The sequence below is a fragment of the Paenibacillus puldeungensis genome (assembly GCF_042678945.1).
Lineage (GTDB): Bacteria > Bacillota > Bacilli > Paenibacillales > Paenibacillaceae > Fontibacillus > Fontibacillus puldeungensis.
The window spans coordinates 130754-153468 of the sequence record NZ_JBHTLM010000006.1; the positions used below are offsets into that span (position 1 = coordinate 130754).

General features: G+C 46.2%; 24 protein-coding genes and 1 other RNA gene. 10 read left to right on the forward strand and 15 right to left on the reverse strand.

Features of this window, described 5'->3' with window-relative positions; genetic code table 11:
* Positions 1-358: 358 nt before the first annotated feature.
* The 3 genes from ACFQ3W_RS10575 to ACFQ3W_RS10585 form a co-directional block, all read right to left on the reverse strand.
* A complete protein-coding gene (locus tag ACFQ3W_RS10575; protein WP_379319193.1) occupies positions 359-1099 on the reverse strand; it encodes a Bax inhibitor-1/YccA family protein in 741 nt (246 codons plus the stop codon).
* Between the two features lie 134 nt (positions 1100-1233).
* Positions 1234-1476 (reverse strand): ferredoxin, encoded by a 243-nt coding sequence (locus ACFQ3W_RS10580; RefSeq protein ID WP_379319194.1) that lies wholly within the window; start codon positions 1474-1476, stop codon positions 1234-1236.
* 106 nt (positions 1477-1582) lie between these two features.
* Positions 1583-2884, reverse strand: a complete 1302-nt coding sequence (locus tag ACFQ3W_RS10585) for a DNA polymerase IV (protein WP_379319195.1) — start codon at positions 2882-2884, stop codon at positions 1583-1585.
* A gap of 181 nt (positions 2885-3065) precedes the next feature.
* On the opposite strand from ACFQ3W_RS10585, the gene cimA reads away from it, so the two are divergent.
* Positions 3066-4685 (forward strand): citramalate synthase, encoded by a 1620-nt coding sequence (gene cimA, locus ACFQ3W_RS10590; protein ID WP_379319196.1) that lies wholly within the window; start codon positions 3066-3068, stop codon positions 4683-4685.
* Positions 4686-4765: 80 nt separating this feature from the next.
* Here the strand turns inward: cimA and ACFQ3W_RS10595 are convergent, their stop codons facing one another.
* Positions 4766-5362, reverse strand: a complete 597-nt coding sequence (locus tag ACFQ3W_RS10595; protein WP_379319197.1) for a TlpA family protein disulfide reductase — start codon at positions 5360-5362, stop codon at positions 4766-4768.
* Between the two features lie 133 nt (positions 5363-5495).
* On the opposite strand from ACFQ3W_RS10595, the gene ACFQ3W_RS10600 reads away from it, so the two are divergent.
* Positions 5496-5975 (forward strand): M67 family metallopeptidase, encoded by a 480-nt coding sequence (locus ACFQ3W_RS10600; protein ID WP_379319198.1) that lies wholly within the window; start codon positions 5496-5498, stop codon positions 5973-5975.
* Positions 5976-6009: 34 nt separating this feature from the next.
* On the opposite strand, the gene ACFQ3W_RS10605 is transcribed toward ACFQ3W_RS10600, so the two are convergent.
* The 3 genes from ACFQ3W_RS10605 to ACFQ3W_RS10615 form a co-directional block, all read right to left on the reverse strand.
* Entirely contained in the window at positions 6010-6738 is a 729-nt protein-coding gene (locus ACFQ3W_RS10605; protein ID WP_379319199.1) for an exonuclease domain-containing protein, read from the reverse strand.
* Positions 6735-7820: a DUF294 nucleotidyltransferase-like domain-containing protein gene (locus ACFQ3W_RS10610; RefSeq protein ID WP_379319200.1), complete on the reverse strand. Its 1086-nt coding sequence runs from the start codon at positions 7818-7820 to the stop codon at positions 6735-6737. Before ACFQ3W_RS10610 ends, ACFQ3W_RS10605 begins: the two co-directional genes overlap by 4 nt.
* 100 nt (positions 7821-7920) lie before the next feature.
* Complete coding sequence (locus ACFQ3W_RS10615; RefSeq protein ID WP_379319201.1) at positions 7921-9345, reverse strand: ammonium transporter; 1425 nt, start codon at positions 9343-9345, stop codon at positions 7921-7923.
* A gap of 280 nt (positions 9346-9625) precedes the next feature.
* Between ACFQ3W_RS10615 and ACFQ3W_RS10620 the strand changes: the two genes are divergently transcribed.
* Complete coding sequence (locus ACFQ3W_RS10620) at positions 9626-10057, forward strand: MerR family transcriptional regulator (RefSeq protein ID WP_379319332.1); 432 nt, start codon at positions 9626-9628, stop codon at positions 10055-10057.
* Positions 10058-10122: 65 nt separating this feature from the next.
* Complete coding sequence (locus ACFQ3W_RS10625) at positions 10123-10803, forward strand: zinc metallopeptidase (protein ID WP_379319202.1); 681 nt, start codon at positions 10123-10125, stop codon at positions 10801-10803.
* A 103-nt stretch (positions 10804-10906) separates the two neighbouring features.
* Here ACFQ3W_RS10625 and ACFQ3W_RS10630 read toward each other — a convergent pair whose 3' ends face one another.
* Both ACFQ3W_RS10630 and ACFQ3W_RS10635 read right to left on the reverse strand, forming a co-directional pair.
* Positions 10907-11818 carry a LysR family transcriptional regulator gene (locus ACFQ3W_RS10630; protein WP_379319203.1) on the reverse strand — a complete coding sequence of 304 codons (912 nt, stop codon included), beginning with the start codon at positions 11816-11818 and terminating at the stop codon, positions 10907-10909.
* A 126-nt stretch (positions 11819-11944) separates the two neighbouring features.
* A complete protein-coding gene (locus tag ACFQ3W_RS10635; protein WP_379319333.1) occupies positions 11945-12559 on the reverse strand; it encodes a rhomboid family intramembrane serine protease in 615 nt (204 codons plus the stop codon).
* Positions 12560-12667: 108 nt separating this feature from the next.
* Here ACFQ3W_RS10635 and tpx point away from each other — a divergent pair, with 108 nt between their 5' ends.
* Positions 12668-13189 carry a thiol peroxidase gene (gene tpx, locus ACFQ3W_RS10640; protein ID WP_379319204.1) on the forward strand — a complete coding sequence of 174 codons (522 nt, stop codon included), beginning with the start codon at positions 12668-12670 and terminating at the stop codon, positions 13187-13189.
* A 71-nt stretch (positions 13190-13260) separates the two neighbouring features.
* Here tpx and ACFQ3W_RS10645 read toward each other — a convergent pair whose 3' ends face one another.
* The 3 genes from ACFQ3W_RS10645 to ACFQ3W_RS10655 all read right to left on the reverse strand — a co-directional run bounded on the left by ACFQ3W_RS10645 (position 13261) and on the right by ACFQ3W_RS10655 (position 14903).
* Positions 13261-13659 (reverse strand): DUF1499 domain-containing protein, encoded by a 399-nt coding sequence (locus ACFQ3W_RS10645; protein WP_379319205.1) that lies wholly within the window; start codon positions 13657-13659, stop codon positions 13261-13263.
* A gap of 176 nt (positions 13660-13835) precedes the next feature.
* A non-coding RNA gene (gene ssrS, locus ACFQ3W_RS10650) (6S RNA) lies at positions 13836-14026 on the reverse strand.
* 82 nt (positions 14027-14108) lie between these two features.
* On the reverse strand, positions 14109-14903 hold the full coding sequence (locus tag ACFQ3W_RS10655) for a YesL family protein (RefSeq protein WP_379319206.1): 795 nt from the start codon (positions 14901-14903) through the stop codon (positions 14109-14111).
* A gap of 182 nt (positions 14904-15085) precedes the next feature.
* On the opposite strand from ACFQ3W_RS10655, the gene ACFQ3W_RS10660 reads away from it, so the two are divergent.
* On the forward strand, positions 15086-15187 hold the full coding sequence (locus ACFQ3W_RS10660; RefSeq protein ID WP_379319207.1) for a sporulation protein YjcZ: 102 nt from the start codon (positions 15086-15088) through the stop codon (positions 15185-15187).
* 59 nt (positions 15188-15246) lie between these two features.
* Here the strand turns inward: ACFQ3W_RS10660 and ACFQ3W_RS10665 are convergent, their stop codons facing one another.
* The gene (locus tag ACFQ3W_RS10665) at positions 15247-16821 is read right to left on the reverse strand and encodes a DEAD/DEAH box helicase (RefSeq protein WP_379319208.1); all 1575 of its coding nucleotides are present in this window, start codon (positions 16819-16821) and stop codon (positions 15247-15249) included.
* Between the two features lie 237 nt (positions 16822-17058).
* On the opposite strand from ACFQ3W_RS10665, the gene ACFQ3W_RS10670 reads away from it, so the two are divergent.
* The 4 genes from ACFQ3W_RS10670 (at position 17059) to ACFQ3W_RS10685 (ending at position 21114) form a co-directional block, all read left to right on the forward strand.
* Positions 17059-17886 carry a YitT family protein gene (locus ACFQ3W_RS10670; protein WP_379319209.1) on the forward strand — a complete coding sequence of 276 codons (828 nt, stop codon included), beginning with the start codon at positions 17059-17061 and terminating at the stop codon, positions 17884-17886.
* Positions 17887-18055: 169 nt separating this feature from the next.
* Complete coding sequence (locus tag ACFQ3W_RS10675) at positions 18056-18259, forward strand: hypothetical protein (RefSeq protein ID WP_379319210.1); 204 nt, start codon at positions 18056-18058, stop codon at positions 18257-18259.
* Between the two features lie 183 nt (positions 18260-18442).
* Complete coding sequence (locus tag ACFQ3W_RS10680; RefSeq protein WP_379319211.1) at positions 18443-19630, forward strand: putative glycoside hydrolase; 1188 nt, start codon at positions 18443-18445, stop codon at positions 19628-19630.
* A 110-nt stretch (positions 19631-19740) separates the two neighbouring features.
* On the forward strand, positions 19741-21114 hold the full coding sequence (locus tag ACFQ3W_RS10685) for an MATE family efflux transporter (RefSeq protein WP_379319212.1): 1374 nt from the start codon (positions 19741-19743) through the stop codon (positions 21112-21114).
* Here ACFQ3W_RS10685 and ACFQ3W_RS10690 read toward each other — a convergent pair.
* Both ACFQ3W_RS10690 and pfkA read right to left on the reverse strand, forming a co-directional pair.
* Positions 21107-21301 (reverse strand): DUF3906 family protein, encoded by a 195-nt coding sequence (locus tag ACFQ3W_RS10690; RefSeq protein WP_379319213.1) that lies wholly within the window; start codon positions 21299-21301, stop codon positions 21107-21109. The genes ACFQ3W_RS10685 and ACFQ3W_RS10690 overlap by 8 nt on opposite strands.
* A gap of 395 nt (positions 21302-21696) precedes the next feature.
* Positions 21697-22668 (reverse strand): 6-phosphofructokinase, encoded by a 972-nt coding sequence (gene pfkA, locus ACFQ3W_RS10695; RefSeq protein ID WP_379319214.1) that lies wholly within the window; start codon positions 22666-22668, stop codon positions 21697-21699.
* Between the last annotated feature and the right edge of the window lie 47 nt (positions 22669-22715).

The window sequence follows — 22715 nt, forward strand, 5'->3', positions numbered from 1 at the left end:
TGCATCTAAATGGGGTCAATTTGTAATGGCCGGGTTATTTTTCCTTTTTAGCTGCACTTTTTGCATTTAAATACTCAATTCTTCCAATAAGGCGATATTTAACTGCACAAAATACATTTAGAAGTATGCGAGGAACAGTAACTTCTACGGGAAATCATATGTTCAACGATAAATCATAAGTTCTACGTCGAGTACATCTTACCGGTACCCCATTTTTCACTCGTTGATCTGCAAGTTGTTGATTGCCTACAAGGACTAATTTCGAGGAGTAAGTTAAAAACGCGAGACTTCGGAAGCTGCAAAGTGCAGCCCCGTTCTCGCGTTTTAACATTTACACTAAGTTGTCCTAGTAGATGAATCAATCCCGGCTTGCCAATTTGGCCAAGAGCCGCAATATTTCGAGGTACAGCCAGACGAGCGTAACCATCAGTCCAAACGCGCCGTACCACTCCATATACTTGGGAGCACCCTGCTGTGCGCCGTTCTCAATAAAATCGAAATCAAGCACCAGGTTGAGCGCTGCAATGATGACGATGACGAGCGAAATTCCGACGCCAATCCAGCTGTTGCTATGTAAATAAGGAATGGTGACACCGAATAACCGCAGGATAAAGCTTAGCAAGTAAACAAGGGCAACACCGCCGGTGGCGGCAAATACACCCAGCTTGAAGTTTTCCGTCGCACGGATCAGTCTCGTTTTGTAGGCAACCAATAATGCAAAGAACACACCCATCGTCAGTAAAGCGGCCTGCATAACAATTCCGTTATACAGCGTTTCATATTGCGCCGAAATCGCCCCTAGAAACATTCCCTCTCCAATCGCATAAATCGGAACAAGATAAGGTGAAGCCGTAGGGACAAAGCTGATGATCAGCCCTAGAGCAAATGCTATGACTGCCCCTCCAACAGCCAATGGCATAGCATTATACCCGTCAAAATACAGCATCCACATACTGAATGCGCTGCCCAGAAGGATCACAAGCGTAATGAACGACTTGTTAACCGTTCCCTCAATGGTCATGGCATTCATTCCGTCGAACTGTCTCGATCTGTCAAATGTGTTCTCTCGTAAAGTAGGATTTCCACTGCGTCCTATCAAGAAAAAATCACCTCATTCATGAATTTGTTTTCATAATATCATATTTTATCCAATAAATATGCCCTTCATCGCAAAAAAACAACCCCCATCACAAATGATGAGGGTTGTTTAGTATTACAAATTCCAAATCTTTCTTAACCTTCTTTATTGAACGGTGCGTCCGCAACCTTAATCGAATCGGTAGGGCAGCCATCACAAGCGTCCTGAAGGTCATCATGCAGGTCATCTGGAATTTCCGTTACGCCACGGTTGGCGTCATCACCATAAATAACTTCAGCCAAACCTTCGTCGTCGTAATCGTAAATATCCGGTGCTGTAGCGCCACATGCGCCACATGCGATGCAAGTATCTTTTTCAACCCAAGTATATTTCGCCATCTTCTATCTGCCTCCTGAATAAACGGTACAAGTCCGGTGCTATGTTATCACCATGACCAATATAATACAAACAGTGAGCAATTTCAATTCAATTTCCGGAACATTCCTATCGTAAATTAGGATCATTCCCCTGGTTATCCCGTAGAAAATCCTTTTGCAGAGATGTCCCACGAATTTTATAGTTTCGGATCAAGGCGGACGGATCGTCGGTTAGCATCCCTGCTGTCAGTATTGCATCCTCGCCGAATTTATCCCGCAGCATGTCCATGGTGCGAGTTAGCGACTCCTTCTTCGGCTGCTGCTCATAGTCAAACAAATCGAGCTGGAGAGCGGACTCCTCTTTGGGAACTAGGTTTTGCAGCGTGATACCGAGAAGTCGAACCGGCTTATCCTCGCTCCAGTGACGGCGATACAGCTCACAGGCTATATGGTAGATTTCCTCTGCTTGTTCTGTGACTGTCTCTAAACTTTGAGAGCGAGTGATCGTTTTCATATCCGGTGTACGAATTGTAATCTGAATTGTCTGAGCCATCAACCGCTGTCTTCTGAGCCTTCTTGCTACCTGATCCGCCAAATTAAGCATCACCCGCTGTACATCATCCAAACGGCTAATGTCCCTTGGTAGAGTTGTCGTATGGCCGACCGATTTGTTTTTTTCATGTTCTTCATTCACAGGGGAATCATCGATCCCATTGGCCGCCCTTTTCATCCAAGCTCCCGCCACCCCAAAACGTTCGATCAGCATTCGCTCATCGGCTGCAGCGAGTTGGCCAATCGTATATATGTGCAGTCGCTTAAGCTTCTCTGCGGTTTTCCGCCCGATGCCAAACAGCTCAGCACAAGGTTTATCCCAAAGCAGAGTAGGAACATCTCGAATTCTTAATACCGTGATCCCATTCGGCTTTTTCATATCCGAAGCCATTTTGGCCAGCAGCTTATTGGGAGCGACTCCAACTGAACAAGGAAGCCCTAGCTCATTTTTGATTCGCTGCTGAATTTCGTTCGCGATTTCCAGCGGTGTACCAAACTGCTTGGAACCAGTAATATCCAAATAACATTCGTCGATGGAGACAGCCTGCAGCAGCGGTGTATACTCATAAGCGATATCCATGAACGCGCGCGAATATTTGCGGTATAAATGAAAATCCGGCTGAATTACAATGAGGCTGGGGCACTTTTTTAACCCCTGACTCACGGTCATGCCCGTCGATATTCCCATTTTGCGCGCCGTATAGGAGCAGGTCACAATGACGCCCTTGCGAAGTTCCACGCTTCCGGCAACCGCCGTGGGACGGTTTTTGTATTTCTCCGGTTCTTCCGCTTCATGTACAGAACAATAGAAGGCATTCATATCAACATGAAGAATTACCCTGCCCCGAGCCGGATAATAATCAGCGGTATTTCTCACGTGCTTCCCCTCATTTATCATTCGTCACTTTCCACTTCAGCATACCTTTCCCAAGAAAACGGGTCAATATCAGTCCCTTAAATTCGCAAAAAGCGTGTTACATTTAAAAAACTGATGCTATAATAAGAAATTAAAAAACAGTGATCTTGTTACAGGACAACCAAAGGGGGACACTTCCAACATGTCAAAGGCCATTTCTATCTTCGACACCACATTGCGCGACGGCACTCAAAGCGAAGGCATCAGCCTGTCTGCGGACGACAAGTTGAAGATCGCACGGAAGCTGGATCAGCTTGGTGTCCATTATATTGAAGGCGGCATCCCGGGAAGCAACGGTAAAGATATCGAGTTTTTCAAACGGGTAAAAGAGCTTCAGCTTCAGGCCAAAATAGTAGCTTTCGGCAGCACGCGCCGAAAAGACAGCATCGCCGAGCATGACGATAACCTTAAACGGATGGTTGAAGCCGGTGTACCAGCGGCAACGCTTGTCGGAAAGTCTTGGGATTTTCATGTCCACACCGCACTCCAGACGACGCTAGAGGAAAATTTGGCCATGATTTATGACTCCATTGCATACTTGAAACGTCAAGGGCTTGAAGTTATTTTCGATGCCGAGCACTTCTTCGATGGCTACAAAAACAACCCGGACTACGCTGTTGCAGTGATGCGGAAAGCGGAGGAAGCCGGCGCCGATTGGCTGGTCATGTGCGATACCAATGGCGGATCGATGTCGCATGAAGTGTATGATATCGTAAGTGTACTTGCCGGTACTATCACCCACTCACGTCTCGGCATTCATACTCACAATGACTGCGAGCTGGCGGTCGCTAACTCGATCAGTGCGGTTCGCGCCGGTGCTGAACAAATTCAAGGAACGATGAATGGATATGGAGAGCGGTGCGGAAATGCTAACCTATGCTCTATCATTCCAAATTTGCAGCTCAAGCTCGGTTACGACGTACTGGAAACCGATCGGCTTAAGCAACTAACAAATACGGCACGTTTCATTAGCGAAATTGCCAATGTGCATATGCCTGTCAATCAGCCATACGTAGGCTCAGCTGCCTTTGCGCATAAAGGTGGTATCCATGTTTCCGCCATTCTCCGCGATTCGCGGACGTATGAGCACATTGCTCCCGATACGGTCGGCAATCGTCAAAGAGTGCTTGTATCCGAGTTGGCCGGTCAAAGCAATATTGTGTCCAAGGCCCATGAAATGGGGATCGATTTCAATCCCGATAACGAAAACACCCGTGAGGTTATATCCAAAATCAAAGAGCTGGAGCACCAAGGCTATCAGTTTGAAGGCGCCGATGCGTCGCTCGAATTGCTGCTTCGCCAAGCTAACGGCGAGCTGAAGGAGCTTTTCGTTTTTGAATCCTTTAAGATGTTAGTCGAGAAAACTGCCGACAAACCGGTGGTTTCCGAAGCATTCGTCAAGCTGAACATCGACGGAGCAAGCATCTATACCGCTGCGGAAGGAAACGGTCCAGTTAACGCACTGGATAACGCGCTCCGTAAAGCACTGATTACGTATTTCCCGGGACTTAAGGACATGCATTTGTCCGACTATAAAGTCCGCGTATTGGACGACAAAGACGCGACAGCTTCGAAGGTCCGCGTTCTGATTGAATCTCAAAACATCGAAAATTCCTGGAACACGGTAGGCGTATCGAGCAACGTCATCGAGGCCAGCTGGGAAGCCTTAGTCGACAGTATCCGTTACGCTTTAATCGGTCAAACAAAACGCGATGACTATGAAGAGATTCCTTCAGCAGGCTGGGGTCTCGTTAATCACTAATCCACCAAACTAAAAAGCGCGAGTGCAGGGCTTTGAGGCCACTGTATCTCGCGCTTTTTCCGGTTAATCGCCTGTCATTATCATGGGTTAAGTAGTTTTTCAATTTTCCCTTGCAGATCTTCAGGAGAAATTAACCCAATAACAACATCACGTATAACCCCATCTTTATCAATTAGGATATTGGTTGGGAATGCGATGCCATTATACATGCGGTATACCTTCTCTTTTTCGTCAAGCAGAACAGGAAAAGTAAAACCGTACTCCTTCACGAATTTTTTCACATCATCCAGCTTGTCATAAAACGTAACATTGACCCCATATACATCTAAAGAATCCTTGTACTTTTCTGCAATATTAACCAGCTCGGGGGCTTCCTCTCGACAAGGGTCACACCAGGAAGCCCAAAAATTAAGCAGTAGCGCTTTGTCCCTTTTTCCTCCAACAGCATATTGCTTTCCATCCAATCCTGAAAGCTTAAACGCTGGAGACGATGTACCCGGTTTTAGCGCTCCTTCGGCAGCTAAGGCCGTTATAGATTTTTGTTCCTCGCTAGTCTCAGACTTGGAGTTACCGCTGCCTTCAAAAAGTGCCGAGATTTTTTTTTGCCCGTCCTGATCCAACAAAGCAATCACAAATAAGAGGAACAAGGCAATTAATATCAAACCGTTTCTCTTCATCCCGTTCGTCCTTTATTAGTTGATTGGGTAAATAGAATATACTAAGATTATTGTACCCTTTATCCAGAAATTGTTACATACTTCCTTACAATGTATAAGAAGAATCCTTAATAAACATGGACGGAGCAATTTTATGAAATTAACGAATGAGAACGTTGCCTTCTCAAGTGTGATCGGGTGTATGTCAAACCCGGCCCTTCATACTGCTCTTTGGGAAGACAGTCTGCGGCGGAGTCCCGAGGAGGCTTGTGGCCTGTTGTTTGGGATGGTAGAAAAGAACAAAATCATTCTCGAACGCTACCTGCCAGTTATGAATACAGCTGCGGACCCTCGAAGAGCGTTTGAGCTTACACCCAAGGCGTGGGTGAGCAGTTGCTTCAATCCGAAGCTTATCGGAATATATCATTCCCACCCCACCGCCCCGCCCGAGCCTTCGTCCGAGGACCTGCACCAGCTTCCCTTATTTGCTAAGGAAATTGCTATTTATCTCATCGGTTCCTTGACGCAAGCAAAGAAGCCGCCGGGCGAGCAAGGCGACTTCTTGATTAATGCATATGCGGTTACGCTATCAGCCAACTCTGATTATATGCTTCGGAAAATCCCGTTCATTTAGATCTAAGTATAACGACATTCAAGAAAACGCTGGCTTAGGTTTTACTTAGATAGTTGTATAAGTCCCCCAGTGTAATGACCCCTCGGTCTTTCAGGCTGGAAATAAGCCTGGTCCATAGGCAAGCTGTCATCTTAGCATCCTCTAATGCATGGTGTCGCCGAGTAATCGGTATTTCAAACTCTGCCAGCCACTCGTCCAAACCAGAAAATTTCTTGTCCGGGTCGAGCTTGCGTGCAATCATCATCGTATCAAGTACGCGGTGTCCAAGATGGGCCTTAGTCGTTTTCCATAGCGCAACATCCAGAAAAGCCTTGTCATGTGCGCTGCCATGCGCCACAAGTACCCGATCATCGACAAAGGACATAAATTCGCGGAGTGCTTCCAATAAAGGCGGTGCATCCTCCACCATTTCTTGAGTAATGCCCGTTAGCTCCACTATTCGCTCCGGAATCGAACAAGCCGGTTTGGCGAGCGAGTAATACGACTCGTTACTGACGGCCTCCCCCTCCACCTTGACGGCTCCAAAGGACAAAATTTCATCACCATAATGGTAATGAAATCCTGTCGTCTCCAAGTCAAAAACTGCAATTTTTAATTCGGTTAAGGGAACATGCAGCGTCTCAGGTCGACGCTGTCCTTTCGTCAATGAGCGAACGAAGGCAATTTGCTGGGCGCTAGGTGCTCCAAGCATGGAAGCAATCCGAGGCCCTCCGCCTTTAAGGGCATCCCAAAAACCGCCGTTTCCTTTCATTGGTTCTTTCATAGCCATTTCCTTTCCGCATACCGGTGTTGTCTTTGCAGCATCCGGTACATCAGCCTAACCGTACTGAGAGACTCCCGCAGCTCGCGCCTGATTTCTTTTTGTTTCATCACGGCTTGAGGCAAATAGTGAGAACTCGACAGCATACCGTCTTCGTTTTCAGGAGGGGTAAGCGACCTTAATTTCACCGCGGTATCAAAAGCTCGCCGATACGATTCCAACCAACGGGAAGGAACGGCTTCAAGCTCATACAACTGTGAAATCCTCTCCCAAGTAGACGAAGATTTAATTCCGTACTGCAACGCCAAGTAACGTACTGCATTTACAATAGGAATATATAGGCCGTATTTTACATCAAATTCTCCGGCATGCTCGCCGGTTTGCTCCGTAATAACCTGCCCCAAAATGTTCAGAGCGGCCTTGTGGCGAATCGTATTTCGCAAAATGGCTGCTGTAAGATCAGGATCGCTCCCCTGCTCCATCACCCTGGTGATGACCTCTCGCAAACCGCCAGATAAGGCGGGATCACCACCGATGTGGCGCATATCTGAAGCAATCATTAAATAACGGACCTGTTCCCAGCCTAGCAATTCCCGCCATTGCATGAACTGCCTTTCAAACCCCATGATGCTACTCCGCCATAAAGGATTTGAAAGCATAACATTGCCTGGGCAAGGCGGGTATCCCGCATGCTCAAGAATTTGCGTGAGCTTCCTGCTAAACACCTCAAAATAGGCATTTACTTTGGCTTCATCGCCTTCTCCAACAACAAGCCCGTTATCCTGATCACTCCACAGCGTTTGTTCCGATCGTCCCGCACTTCCGAATGCAATAAACGCATAAGCCGTGGGAGGAGGGCCGAAGCCCTCTTGTTCCATAGTCTCCTCACATAATTTACAAGCTTGTGACATCACTGCGTCGTGCATTTCACCAACTTTGTTGTTCCAAGTCTCAATGGGCACCGAAGGCATCTGACGATACAGCTCATTTTGCTCCTCGATTCTGGCCGACCTGAGCAACCCGGGAGAAGATGCCGACCGGATCGCTTGCAAGTTGGCCTTGTTGATGGCCGTTTCGTGACTCATGGCACTTCCTCCCTTTCTGGGCCCGGATTGTCTAATCTCCAAGATGAGAATGATCTGATAACATCATATTAAAGAAAACCGTTTCAGAGTACTTCTGATTTTACAATCCCGCGGATTCCCCAGCAGGTTTTCCGGCTTCCCCTGCAGAAGTGCTGCGGTTCAGCAAGTTCATTTGTTCCGGATACCCGTAAGTTCCATGTTCACTCATATCAAGGCCCATCATTTCTTCCTCTTCAGTTACGCGAAGCCCCATCAACCATTTCATACCGCCCAGAATCAGGAAGGAAAGCACAAGTACAAATGCGAAGGTTCCGATAACCCCAAGAAGCTGAACTCCCAATTGTTCAAAACCCCCGCCGTAAAACAGCCCTGCTTTGCCAACTCCAGTTTTCTCGGCTAGTGCAGGAGTTGCAAACAACCCTGTCGAGATAGCGCCCCAAATCCCTGCAATCCCATGAACAGAGAAGGCATAAATCGGATCATCCATACCGGCACGTTCAAACCATCTTGGAGTGAAGAATGTTAGAATACCTGCGATTGCCCCGATTACAATGGAGGCCCATGCTTCAACGAAAGCGCAAGAACCAGTAATTGCTACCAATGCAGCCAATACTCCGTTCAGCATGCTTGGAATGTCCGATTTTCCCAGAACAGCCCAGGAGATAAGCAGAGCAGCTACAGCACCAGCGGCGGCAGCCAAGTTCGTTGTCATTAAGACATAACCGAAAAATCCATCGTTTAATGGAGTGAGTGCGCTACCTGGGTTAAACCCGAACCAGCCGATCCACAAAATAATAACCCCGAGAACCGTCAAAACTTGGTTATGACCTGGAATATTATTAGGTTTGCCATCTTTGTTGAATTTGCCAAGACGTGGCTTGAGCAAAATCGTAGCAACCAAGCCCGCTGTAGCCCCCGTTAGATGGACGACCGTTGATCCGGCGTAGTCCTGCATTCCCAATTTGCCGAGCCAGCCACCGCCCCATACCCAGTGAGCAATAATTGGATAAATAATAGCGATAAAGATCGTTCCGAAAATAATATACACGCTCAATTTAGCCCGTTCAGCCATCCCTCCGCATGCTATAGCCAGCGATACGGCGGCAAATGCCATTTGGAACAAGAACATCAGGTTTAGTGGTACGCCAACCTCCGAGAATACACTGAAGGATTTAATATCACCTTCTCCACCGAAGAAGAATCCTGTCGTTCCGAAGAAGCTGTTCCCGTCACCGAATCCAAAGCCGAAGCCAAACAACCACCAAACAATTACTGAAATGCCCAAGGTCAGTACCGTTTTACCGGCAACATGACCTGCGTTTTTCATACGTACTGTACCCGCTTCAAGAAGAGCAAAGCCGGCTTGCATGAAGAAGACTAGCATTGCAGCAACGAACACAAACAATGAATTCAAACCGATCTGTAAAACTTCGCCGGTTACTTCTCCATCCGCTGCAAAAGCTGATACCGGAAAAGCAAACACGGCTAACATTGTAAATAATCCGTAAAGCCATTTCTTTTTCATCTCCAACACTCCCCCAATGTTATGTTTCCTTACACAAAACAAATTATTAAAGTGATTATAAGACGTGAACGGCCTTATGACAATACTTTTTTCAAAAAAAGTACCCTTTTGTTTTATTTCATAACATATAATGTAATGTTTAATCACCTTTTCGCCTATAGTTACTAATAAAAGTAAAGTATGACGTTTGACTGTACACTTCCTGTTCAGTATCATATTGATTAATAAGAGATAATAAATAAATCATTGGTTAGGCGGGAGAGGTGATCATATTGGAGTAATTAAATTGTACCGGATCGGAGAGTTAGCAAAGGCCGCAAGTATCAGTGAGCGAACAATCGATTATTATACCAAGCTCGGTCTCATTTCCCCGGAGAAGAGAACAAACAAGAATTATCGGCTTTACAGCGCTGAAACCTTGCGCCGACTGGAACGTATTAATCAAATGAAACAGGAGAAATATACGCTGGAAGAGATTCGCGAGAAGCTGGAGCAGTGGAGTCAAGTCTCACACGAAGAACAAGTCACCCAGAAGCTGAGTTCGCTCGAAATCCACATGCAGCAGCTAGAGCGCGAAGTCAAAGAGCTGGAACCTCTAATCTCCAATTTGCAGCCAAATCAAGCCAAACGGGTATTTTCAAACCTTATGCCTCAAAGCCTGGCTTGTATGGAGGCGATTCGTATTTTGCTGAACCACGGCCCTTTTTCTTAATATGTAGCAATTTATTCTAATCCTCATTTTACAGCTTGATATTTTTTTACATGGAGGAATGATTGATGTATTCAGATGTGATGCTTATTCCGATTTTGTTGGCCTTTGCTCTCTCGCTTTGGGCGCAGTTTCGGGTAAAAGGTACGTTTAACAGATGGGCGACCGTTGCTAATATGTATGGATTAACGGGACATGATGCTGCAAGACGCATGCTTGACGCCAATGGATTGTATGATGTTCCGATTGAACCGGTGCGAGGCAGACTAACCGACCATTACGACCCGATTCATCGCGTGGTGCGATTGTCTGAACCGGTTTACTATGAGAGCTCAATTTCAGCGATAGCCGTTGCTTGTCATGAAGTAGGGCACGCTATTCAGCATAAAGAATCATATCCGATGCTTGTTCTCCGTCACCGGATGTTTCCAGTAGTTAACTTCGCTTCTGGGGTTGCGCCTTTTCTGCTCCTTGCCGGATTCATCTTTGGAGCATTTAACTTAATCGGCTTAGGTATTATTTTCTTCTCGGCTGCAGTTCTGTTCCAGCTTGTTACTCTTCCAGTCGAGTTCAACGCCAGTAACCGGGCACGGAGAATCATGCTTCAGCAAGGTTTTGTGACTCAGGAGGAATCAAGGGGCGTCGGCAAAGTGCTTAATGCCGCAGCTCTTACCTATGTAGCCGCTGCTTTAATTTCGTTGTTGGAATTGTTGCGCTACATTTTAATTTTTGTAAACAACCGCGATTAACTTCTGCAATGTAAACAAAGGCTGCACCTGTCTTTTTAGACTAGGTGCAGCCTTTGTTTTATCATACAACTCCATAGGGCAACCGCTTTCAAGAAAACGAAATTCACTGAGCCGGCAAAGTATCGACCTGCAATCCAAAATATTCGAGCAGGAACATCCTGAATGACTGCGCGACAAGCGGCAGCTTCTCGTCCGCACGATGGATCAATCCAATGGTACGTGTCACTTTTGGCTCAGAGATCCGAACCCGGCTTGGCTGAAGTGTAAAGCTTTGAAACAACGCCATTTCCGGAAGCAGGCTTACCCCCATTCCGGCAGCCACCAACCCGCGAATCGTATCCGTCTCCTCGCCCTCAAAGGCGAGTTTTGGCGTGAATCCGGCTTCCAGACAGGCATGCCATACAATCGGCCGCAGGGAATACCCTTTGCTGAACAGTATGAATTTTTCATCCTTCAGCTGATTAAGCCGAATGCTCTGCTCCCCTGCCAGCGGATGGCTCGGTGGCAAAATGGCTACCAAATCCTCCGTCAGCACGACATTTCCGGTCACTTGATCATGGTTCTCTGGAAATGGCGATATAAATGCCAAATCCACCTCACCCGCTACAACGTCGCGAATCAGAGTAGGGTATGTGCCCTGCCTGAAACGGAATTTCACGTTTGGGTATAGTTTGCGGAATTCTGCCACAACGCTAGGAATCATGTGAATACCAAGGCTGTTCGGAAAACCTAATCGGATTTCGCCCTGCTCCGGGTCAAGAAATTCATGCACCTCGTTCACAGCCCGGTCCAAATCCTTCAATATCATCTCCACCCGGCTACAGAACAGTTGTCCCACCGCGGTCAGGTGGAGGTTTCTTCCTTTCTGCATAAACAAACTAACCCCCAACTCCTGTTCAAGTTGATGGATTTGTCTGCTGACCGCAGATTGCGCCACATGAAGCTCCTCAGCGGCTTGGGTAACATGTTCTTTTCTCGCTACCTTAACAAAGTATTGCAGTTGTCTTAATTCCACGAATCTGATCGCTCCATTTCGCATCCGCTCAAAATCCGAATTAGGACCTCTTACCATTAAATAATAGATTAAGTGGTAAATGATGTATAATATTCATCCTTAATGTACCATTTACCACACCATGGATCAATGTCCTTTTACAAAACGAGCGAGAATGCCATAAATTAGGAAGCCGCCGACTAGCCCTCCAAAGTGAGCGATCCAGTTCACTTGCGGAACAAGCAGCGAGAAAACGACCCCGATGATCAGCAGGCTGTATAACGTCTTGCGTGAGCTCTCATCCATGAGATGACGCTGAAGTAGTGCAATATAGAGAAACGCTCCGTAAACCCCGTATACAGCCCCTGAGGCCCCTACAGATATGTTGATGTCCATCGATTGCTGATACATAGCTAATGTGATTATATTTCCGACAAGGCCGCTACCCAGATATAGCACTGCGTACTTTACATGGCCAAGCAGGCGCTCCAGGGGAGGAGCGAACACAAGGATCGCGAAGCTATTGGAGAAGAGATGATCAAAGCCTCGGTGCAAAAACATCGCTGCAAATAGACGCCACCATTCACTTCCGTATGTCTCATAATTCGTGACGGCACCGTACTTGAGTAATGTTTCGTAATTTGTTGATCCTCCGTTTAGCACTAAAATGATAAACATAACGATGTTAGCAGCCAGAATCAAACTGGTCACCGGATAATAGCGGAGGTAACTTTTCCAATTTTCATAGCGGATAAAAATCATCGGAACCTTCCTTTGCATTGTTTTTTTCCTAATGTTGGACATTTCTTTTTTAAAACGTTTATAATTAAATTTGAAGCAATGAATTCTAACTTTTAGGAGGAAATGTACATGGCGCAAGAACGTACAAATGTAGCTACATTCAAAGGCAATCCGATCACATTGATCGGCCCGGAGCTGAAAGTCGGCGATACCGCACCTGATTTTCGCTTGAATAAAAATTTAATCGAAGAAGTTACGCTGAAGGATTTTGACGGCAAAATCAAACTCATCAGCGTTGTCCCTTCCCTGGATACCGGAGTTTGTGATGCTCAAACTCGCCGCTTTAACCAAGAAGCCGCCGGGTTAGGCGAAGACGTTGTTATTCTGACGGTCAGTGTAGACCTGCCATTCGCTCAGGCACGCTGGTGCGGAGCTGCCGGAGTTGATCGGGTTATCACATTGTCCGACTACAAAGACAACTCCTTCGGTAAAGCTTACGGCGTACTGATCAAGGAATTCGTCCTCGACCATCGTGCCGTTTTCGTCGTCGACAAAGAGAATAAAATCCGCTATGTCGAGGTATTGAAGGAAATGTCCGAGCATCCGGACTACGAAAAACCGATTGCTGCAGTTAAGGAATTATTGTCCTAAGTCTTCACGTTACAACAAAAGCGAGTAGAGAGTAGCCCTCCCTGCTCGCTTTTCCTTTTTCAAAACTGGAACTAAGATGATGATGATACTTTGTTAGCGGACAGCTTTTTATCAAGAACGGCGAACAACTGCATAATATTGCGATAGTTGGCTCCTAAATCGCCCATAGATCCCCGTGTGGCCGAGTAAATGTCTACCGCTGTGCGAACGGGTCCAGTCGATATCATCGATACGGTAATATCCATCATCCGCCCGAAGCTGGTACGCTTCTCTAATACGATTTCGCCACGGGAAGGAACTTCGTGCAGCACTTTATAGCCTGGGATTTTCTTAAGTGTGGAGGACACTTCCTCCCAGAGTTTCTCTTGCGATAAATTATAATATCTCGTTTTTAATTCGGGCAACTTCGCGCGGTCGCTCGTACCTTCCTGACTGCGAAAAATGCCAGTTAGTGTTCTTTTGAATGACAACTGGTTTTCCTCCTTCATCCATCCTTAAGTATGCGGTTGAGTATACGTTTTCTTAATACTAGTTTAACATTGTTGATAAGCAAACAAAAGAGCGGCAGGACGGACTCTCTATGCAAAAAGACACCTTGTCCTCTTTTTGTTACAAAAAGAAGACAAGGTGTCGCTCACATTCATGGTAAAGACCCGCCTATGCCGTCCGGTTACATTGTCTCGAACCTGCATTCGCAGGTGGGTGACCGCAACGACGTTTTTGAAGTCCCCGCATCTGTATAGATAGGGCCTTTCAGCTGCGTCGCAATATAGGTCTCCCGAGACATTGTCATTGGTTCAAAACAACATAGAACCGAAACGTACATCGCAGGACGTAAACCCATTATAAGACTTCATTCACAAAATGTAAACGCCATCAGCCAGAGATTTGCTGGAAAAGTTCGCATTACCATAAACGATCAATCTTTTTCCTTATGTCCCCCATCTGGAAGTTCCAACTGCCCTTCTTCGTCCGTAACGGAATCACGATCATTATCGCTTGTGTCTTCTTCCGCCTGCCGCATCTTCTCAACCTTCTCCTGGACTTTGTTGTAAGCGACATAGAAGTTGTAGAAAGCGACAAATGCCGTTAAGCTGCCGAATCCAAACAGAATCAACCAGGTAAATTTAAGCGTTAAAAACCCAAGACCAACGGTACACAATACGGTCGACAACGCACGAAAAGGCTTAATGATCGTAAACAAAAGTGCATTCTTTATCAGCGGAATGACCTTCATTTGATAATGGGCGACCAAGGAGAAAAAGTTAAACAACGAAATTGAGAACAAAATGAGCAATATAAGTACGATCATTCCAATAAACTGTAAATTCGAAAACTGTTTCATGTAAACTTCGTAATCCACAGCCATAATAACAAACAGTAACGTATAGAAGATCCCGCCAAGCATACTCTGTTTGTAGTTTTCCTTGTAGCCTTTAAAGAACACCTTGATGATACTTAAATCCGCCTCGCCCATTACCCATTTGCGCGCCACGGAGAAAAGTGCAGCTGTTGCAGGAAAAATCGTAAACGGTGCAAGCGGTGCCATAAACCAGGCCGTATCCTGCAGTGTTAAATCTGGGGACAACACCGCAGAAAATAAGAAAAAGAAAAATGGCAAGGAGCATATCAACCAAAGCAGGTTGCTGCCCGAAATTCTCATAATCCATTCTGTTATTTTATAAAATCCGCCCATAAAACCTTTGTATTCCAAGAAAAAATCTCCTCTCGAGAATAGTGATAAAATCTGCCTACCTTTTAATATACATGATTCGTCCAACGGTATCCAGCGCCTAATTTGACAGTTCTGGGTAAGCGTCTAATCTCCTTTATCCATTATGCCATAGTATATACCGTAACTTCAAAACTTCAACAAAACTTAAAGGAGGTTATCTCATGTCCCACGTAGGCGGAGGATATGGAGGTTTCTGGACTTCCACTGGTACAATTTTGGTGTTGTTTATCCTGTTGGTAATCGTTAGCCGCTCTATTCTTTAATAAGCAGCAAAAAAAGACGGAGAAGTTCTCCGTCTTCTTTACATAGGACAAGTCAAATGTTATTTGTCAAAGGATTGGTGTTCATTGTACTTCGATGGTCTGCGTTCTCCACCGGTAGCTGGGCGCGGCTTGCGGTCAGAAGAAGAACGATAGGAATCGCGTCCGCCTCCATCACGGCCATATCCGCCTTTATTTCCGTAGCCTCCACGGCCACTTCCGCCTTCACGGTTATCACGACGGCCGCCTCCACGATTGCCATAGCCAGAAGGCTTGCGCCCGCTGGAACGAATGTCCGGGTTACGGCGTTTCACACGGATCGGCTCTTCTGGTGTCAATTCAATATTCGTCTTTTCGTTCTTTTCGCCAGTAATCAGTTTAAATGCTGCAGCGAGCAAATTAACCGAATCGTATTGTTCAAGCAATTGAATGGCAATACCTTTGTATTCACTCAATTCACCTGCTTCAACAAGTTCAATCAACCGCTCAGCTGTAATCCGTTGCTTGCCCTCAATAGCTTCCGCGATGCTTGGCAGAGGCTTCCGAGCTATTTTATGACGAGTGATCCGTTCGATGAAGTGCAAATGATCGATTTCACGAGGGGTTACGAAAGACCAAGCTGCCCCTTCCTTCCCTGCACGGCCTGTACGTCCGATTCGGTGTACATAACTTTCCGGATCCTGTGGCAAGTCGAAGTTCACTACGTGCGATACCCCGGATACATCAAGGCCGCGCGCAGCAACGTCCGTTGCTACAAGCACGTCAATGCTGCCATCACGGAATTTACGCATAACGTTGTCACGTTGATTCTGTGACAGGTCTCCGTGCAATCCGTCTGCGGAGTATCCGCGCTTTTGCAAAGCTTCCGAAAGCTCATCTACCCGGCGTTTAGTCCGGCCGAATACGATGGCCAGCTCAGGCGACTCCATATCAAGCAGACGAGTCAAGGCGTCGAATTTCTGGCGTTCGTTGACTTCGATATAGGCTTGATCAATCAGCGGAGCGCTAACTTGTTTAGGAATAACAGAAACATGCTCCGGATTTTTCAAAAACTGTTGAGCCAGCTTTTGGATATTCGAAGGCATCGTTGCGGAGAAAAGCATCGTTTGACGTTCCTCCGGGACAAGCTTCAGGATCGATTGAATATCGTCCATGAAGCCCATATCCAGCATTTCATCCGCTTCGTCGAGAACTACAGTTTGTACGTCGTCCAGTTTAATTGTTTTCCGGTTAATATGGTCAAGTAAACGTCCCGGCGTGCCGATAATAATTTGGGGCTTCTTCTTGAGTGCGCGGATTTGGCGAACGATATCTTGACCGCCGTAGATCGGAAGAGAACGAGTTCCCTTAAAACGGGACAATTTTCCGATTTCCTCAGCGACCTGAATAGCAAGTTCGCGTGTCGGCGTCATAATAAGAGCAACAATCCGTTCTTCTTCCTTCGGTATTTTGTTAATCAGTGGCAACCCGAATGCAGCGGTTTTCCCTGTACCGGTTTGTGCTTGTCCGATCAAATCGCGTCCTTCTATAGCGATCGGAATTGATTTGGATTGAATTGGCGTAGCTTCCTCGAAACCGAGCTCCGTAATTGCTTGTAAAACTTTAGGCTCTAGGCCGAAATCTGTAAATGTGTTCAATATTGTTCATACTCCTTCTATATAGTGGACATTCCACCAGCTTCACTGTATTCTTAAGTAGCATTTAAACGTTTATAGACTGTCCAAACAGCCTGCAAAATTTTCATATGTTCTATCCATCAAAATGGAAAAGGTTACCTACTCAAGAATATCTTAAACATTATAGCACAAAACATGAATGGAATACCAGCAAGCAGGTTGGGATACTTCCATATATCTACGCGAGGTGAATCGTCTGTGTTTAAGGAAATCAGGAACTGTGTTGTCATACTGCTCGGGGCTCTTTTGATCGCTGCGGGTTTTAACTTGTTCCTCATTCCGCTTCATTTGCTAAGCGGCGGTGTATCCGGGTTAGCTATGCTTACGTCCTACTTCACACCACTCAGTATTAGCATTATGTATCTTGCCTATAATGTGCCTATCTTAATCGCTGGTTGGTTTTTGCTAGGCAAGCGCTTTGTGGGACTAAGCATTTTGTCCGTTGCGGCAACAACATGGTTTATTGCTCTCATTCCTACCCCGGATAAACTTCTTGCGTCCGATACGCTGTTGGCCGCTGTTTTCGGCGGTGTTCTTGTCGGAATTGGCTGCGGGATCTCATTTCGTGTTGGCGGCTCCTCTGGCGGTTTCGACATCGTCGGTTCGATCGTCACACGTTTTCGCGATTTCCCAGTCGGTAATGTGCTTGTCGGATTAAATGCCGTCGTTATTTTGGCTATGGGCTACCTGGAAGGCAACTGGAACGTTGCTCTGGCCTCAATGGTTTCAATCTATATTACAGGTAAAGTGGTCGACCTGATTCATATCAGCCACATAAAAATCACCTTGTTCATTATTACTGACCGGACAGAGGAGATGTTGGAACGACTTCTCACATTACCCCGGGGCGTGACGCTCATTAAAACCCAGGGTGCTTTTTCTCATAAGGAAAAAGATATGCTAATGACTGTAACGACTCGTTACGAGCTTGCCGAACTACAGGAAATTATTAGGAAAACTGACCCGACTGCTTTCGTTAACATCGTAGAGACGGTCGGGGTCATGGGGTCGTTTCGTAGAAGATAGCCAAAACATCGGCTAGTGCCTCCGTTTCCAACCCGTTATTTCTTTGTTATAATGAACACAAGCGGTTCCAGTAAAATTTCATAGCTCCAGCTTGATCCGATTTCACAGGCTTTGTGCTTTTCCGAGGTTAGAATGATTCCTGTAAGGTGAATGATTCTGGGAGGAAAGGGTGATTGATGTGGATATGGAAACGGTAAAACTGGCGCAAATTGTCATGAGGTGGTTCCCTGACATGCTGCCATTTTTAAATCAGAAGGAACTTGATTTACTGATTATCCTCCGGGATGGCCTGACCATCTTGGAACCGCAGGATGCGATGGAAATTATACAACTAAGCATATGCGAGCATCAAAACCCGGCTTTTCTTCATTAATAATGAATTAAGATGCATTTTGCAGTACCCGGTCGTTTCTTTTGCTTAGGCAGAGGAAGCGACCTTTTTGCATATTTCTCTATAATACTTTGAATCCATTTCCAAAAGTGACAATCCTGTTCTTTCTGGCAGCCCTTCATCAGATATAATCATATTCGAGTGAAAACAAGGGAGAGGAAAATCATGAACATCATCTTGACGCTGCTGCTTCTGGCCTTGACAACGGGTACCGGAGGAACACCGCCAACTCACTCTGTGGGGAACGAAAATTCAAAAGCTATTTTTCAGTCTGCTTATCGAACTTTTGTTATGAACGCAGAACAAGGCCGCACCGATAAACCGGTCCTACCTTCGGCCTTGAAAACTGATCCACAGCAGGATGCTCCGAAAGTCAAAGGAATTTATGTAACGGCGTATAGCGCAGGTGGCTCCAGAATGAATCAGCTGGTCGATCTCGTTGATAAGACCGATCTGAATGCGATGGTTATCGACATTAAAGACGATACGGGCTACATTACCTATAAAACACAAAATCCCGATCTGCTTAAGCTCGGCAAACCACAGCCGTTCATTCGCGATATTAAAGCTTTAATGGACCGGGTGAAAAAACATGATATTTATCCGATTGCACGAATTGTCGTTTTCAAAGATACCATCCTAGCTAAAAAACACCCAGAGCTATCCTTTCGACACAAAGACGGCTCGGTATGGAAGAACGGCAAGGGCGACAGCTTCGTCAATCCTTACAGCCGCGAAGTATGGGATTATAACATTGAAATCGCCAAAGAAGCTGCAAAGCTCGGATTTAAAGAAATTCAGTTCGACTATGTCCGTTTTCCAGAGGGCTTTGAAAAGCGTGCCAATACGTTACAATATATAAAAAGCGATATGAGCCGCGTTGAAGCTGTATCCTCTTTTGTAAAATATGCCCGTGAAAAACTCGAGCCTCTTGGCATCCGAGTATCCGTCGACATTTTTGGATATGCCGCTTCAGTGCCGGCTGCAGAAGGTATTGGTCAAGATTTTGCTAAAATTTCCGACAATGTCAATATCATTTGCCCGATGATATATCCAAGCCATTACACGACTGGATGGTTTAACGCAAAAGATCCTGACAAAGCGCCGTTTCAAACGATCAAAGGTGCGATTAAGGACACCCAGAGCAAACTGGCTTCACTCGGAGATGAGCAGCCGATAGTGCGGCCATGGATTCAGGATTTTACGGCGAGCTGGTTAGGGAGCGGCCATTATACCAAATACGGTAAACATGAAGTAGAGGAGCAGATTCGGGCACTACGTGAGATGAACATCGACGAATACCTGCTCTGGAACGCATCCAATCGATATACGGCAGGCGTATCTTATAAATAGTGTCAACTCAAACCCGGGCCTTGAGCCCGGGTTTACTTCGGATACTGCTATTGATGAGTATTTCCATACATAATAGATGATAAACGTTCAAATGAAATGGAGTTATATTCATGAAAGAAACACAGAACCTAAAGCAGAAGTATGTACAGTTTCTACAAATTCTCGTGCCGATTCTCATTACTCAGGTTACCTTATCGCTAATGACCTTTTTCGATACGATGATGTCCGGACATGCAAGCCCTGCCGATCTCGCAGGGGCTGCGATTGGATCAAGCTTATGGGTCCCCGTGCAAACCGGGTTAAGCGGTATTTTAATGGGGATTACTCCCATCGTATCCCAGTTGATCGGAGCGGAGCAAAAGGATAAAGTAGGTTACCATGTGATTCAGGCTTTATGGCTGGCCATCGCTGTCGGCCTGATCGTACTCTTAGCAGGCAGCTTGTCTATATCTCCGCTGCTGAACAGTATGAATCTAGAGCCTAAAGTACATCATGTCGCTTTTTACTTTTTAGTATCTATTTCTACTGGAGTTTTACCTTTGTTCGGCTATATCGTTCTTCGCTCGTTTATCGATGCGTTAGGCCAAACAAGAATATCGATGATGGTCACGCTCATCTCGCTCCCAATCAACGTAGGAGTGGGATACCTGCTTATTTTCGGTCGTGGCGGTTTCCCTCGGCTTGGCGGGATCGGTTCTGGAATTGCCAGCGCCTTTACTTACTGGTGCATCTTCCTTATTGCACTTTTCATTGTTCATCGCACCGCTCCCTTTACTTCCTACGGGGTTTTCCGGAAATTTCATCGTGTCTCTTTAGGAAAATGGCGTGAACTAATGAAAATCGGGGTTCCGATCGGCTTCGCTATCTTTTTCGAAACGGCCGTATTTGCCGCAGTCACGCTGCTCATGAGCCGATTTGATACGCAAACGATCGCAGCCCATCAAGCAGCTAACAACTTCGCCTCAACGCTGTATATGATTCCGCTAAGCATCTGCCTTGCCCTGACCATTTTGGTCGGCTTTGAGACAGGCGCTTCCCGGCTGAAGGACGCCCGGCAATACGCTGCCCTCGGGGTGAGTACAGCCGCCTGTATGGCGCTTGTCCTGGCCGTACTGCTGATGCTCTTCCGGCAGGGAGTGGCTCAGCTGTATTCCAACGACCCCGGCGTCGTTACCTTAATCAAGCACTTTTTAATTTACGCTATCTTCTTTCAAATGTCGGATGCGATTGCCACGCCTACCCAAGGGGTCCTACGCGGCTATAAGGACGTCAATCCGGGATTTTGGATTTCGTTATTGGCATATTGGATTATCGGCCTACCTCTAGGATTCATTCTGGCAAACTATACGCATCAAGGTCCTTACGGCTATTGGGTTGGTTTGATTACAGGACTGGCTGTCGCCGCGGTCCTATTGCTGCGTAGACTCGTCATCATCCAGCGGAAGCTGAATCGGCCGGGTCTGACTGCCGAACCGCTTAAATGATGTAACCCGCACCGGGCGTTATTCTCTTTTTTTCTACGATGCTGATCTCGCCAATGGATGGAGCCGGTAAAAAATGGCGCTCTATATGCTCCTCTGCCGCTGTGAAAGCCTGCTCTTCTCCTTCGGCAACAAGCACTAGCGCCAGCGTTCCTGCGGAGGTCTCCGCATCTAAACGGTACAAGTACATTCGAAAATCCACCTTTTTTGAATTGATGTTTTGGATTATTATCCACCACTAAATGTATTTAGTACAGCTATTTCTGGGCAAAATGTGGTTTTTTGGATTTTAACTGCAAATTATACATCTAAATTGGATCAATTTGCATTAGCAGGGTTATATTGTCCCTTTTAGATGTACTTTTTGCATTTAAATGCTCAATACTTCCAATAGGGCGATGTTTAACTGTATTGAATGCATTTAGTAAGTTAAGCGTTCACTTATTTTTCTTACGATTAAAGAGTCGTTCAGCCTCGTGAAAATTTATAAACTCTTTAATCTTAACCAAACACCCGCCGGAAAAGCGCCTCCGACGGGTGTTTGGTGTTTGTCATTCATTTATCGAGCTAAGCTTCGCCCTTAGATTACTGCGAAAGGCGGGATGCCAATTCGTAAAGTTCCATATCAAACGGTTTTTTCGTATTAACCACTTTTTCGATGTCTGTTAGTACCATTTTACCACCGATCATGCCGCATGCTTTATTCGATTCACCTGCAATCAGGCTGCGAACGGCGAAGTCGCCAAGACGACTGGCAAGGTTACGGTCGAACGGCGTTGGAGATCCTCCGCGCTGAATATGGCCGAGTACTGTAGCGCGCGGTTCAAGCGATGGTTGACGTTTTTTGATCGCTTCGACAACGTCTTCCCCTTTGCCAACACCTTCAGCAACGATAACGATGCTGTGTCTTTTCCCTTTGTCGAAATTTTGTCTCATACGATCTGCGACTTCATTAAGGTCAAACGGCATTTCCGGAACCAATATGGTTTCTGCACCTGAAGCTAAGCCGGCATACAGTGCAATATCCCCGGAGTGACGTCCCATAACTTCAACTACGGAAGCCCGTTCATGAGAGGACATCGTGTCGCGCAGTTTGTTAACCGCATCTACTACAATGCTAACTGCAGTATCAAAACCGATCGTATAGTCGGTAAAGGAAATATCGTTATCGATCGTTCCAGGCAGCCCCATTGTTTTGATACCAAGTTTGCTCAGTTTCTCAGCACCTTGATAGGAGCCGTCGCCACCGATGACCACGAGCCCGTCAATTCCGTGTTGACGCAAAATTTCCGCGCCTTGCTGCTGCCCTTCCGGGGTTTTGAATTCCAAACAGCGAGCGGATTGCAAAATCGTACCCCCACGTTGGATAATGTCGCCTACGCTGCGGATATCCATGGAGAAGATATCGTTATTTAGCAGGCCATGGTAGCCGCGCTGAATTCCATATACCTCCAGTCCGTAGAACAGACCGCTGCGCACCACAGCGCGCACCGCAGCGTTCATGCCTTGGGAGTCTCCACCACTCGTAAGAACTGCGATTTTTTTAACTGCTGACATGATAATTCCTCCTAAAAGTTTTATAAGGGAAACTTCTTGAATTAGCT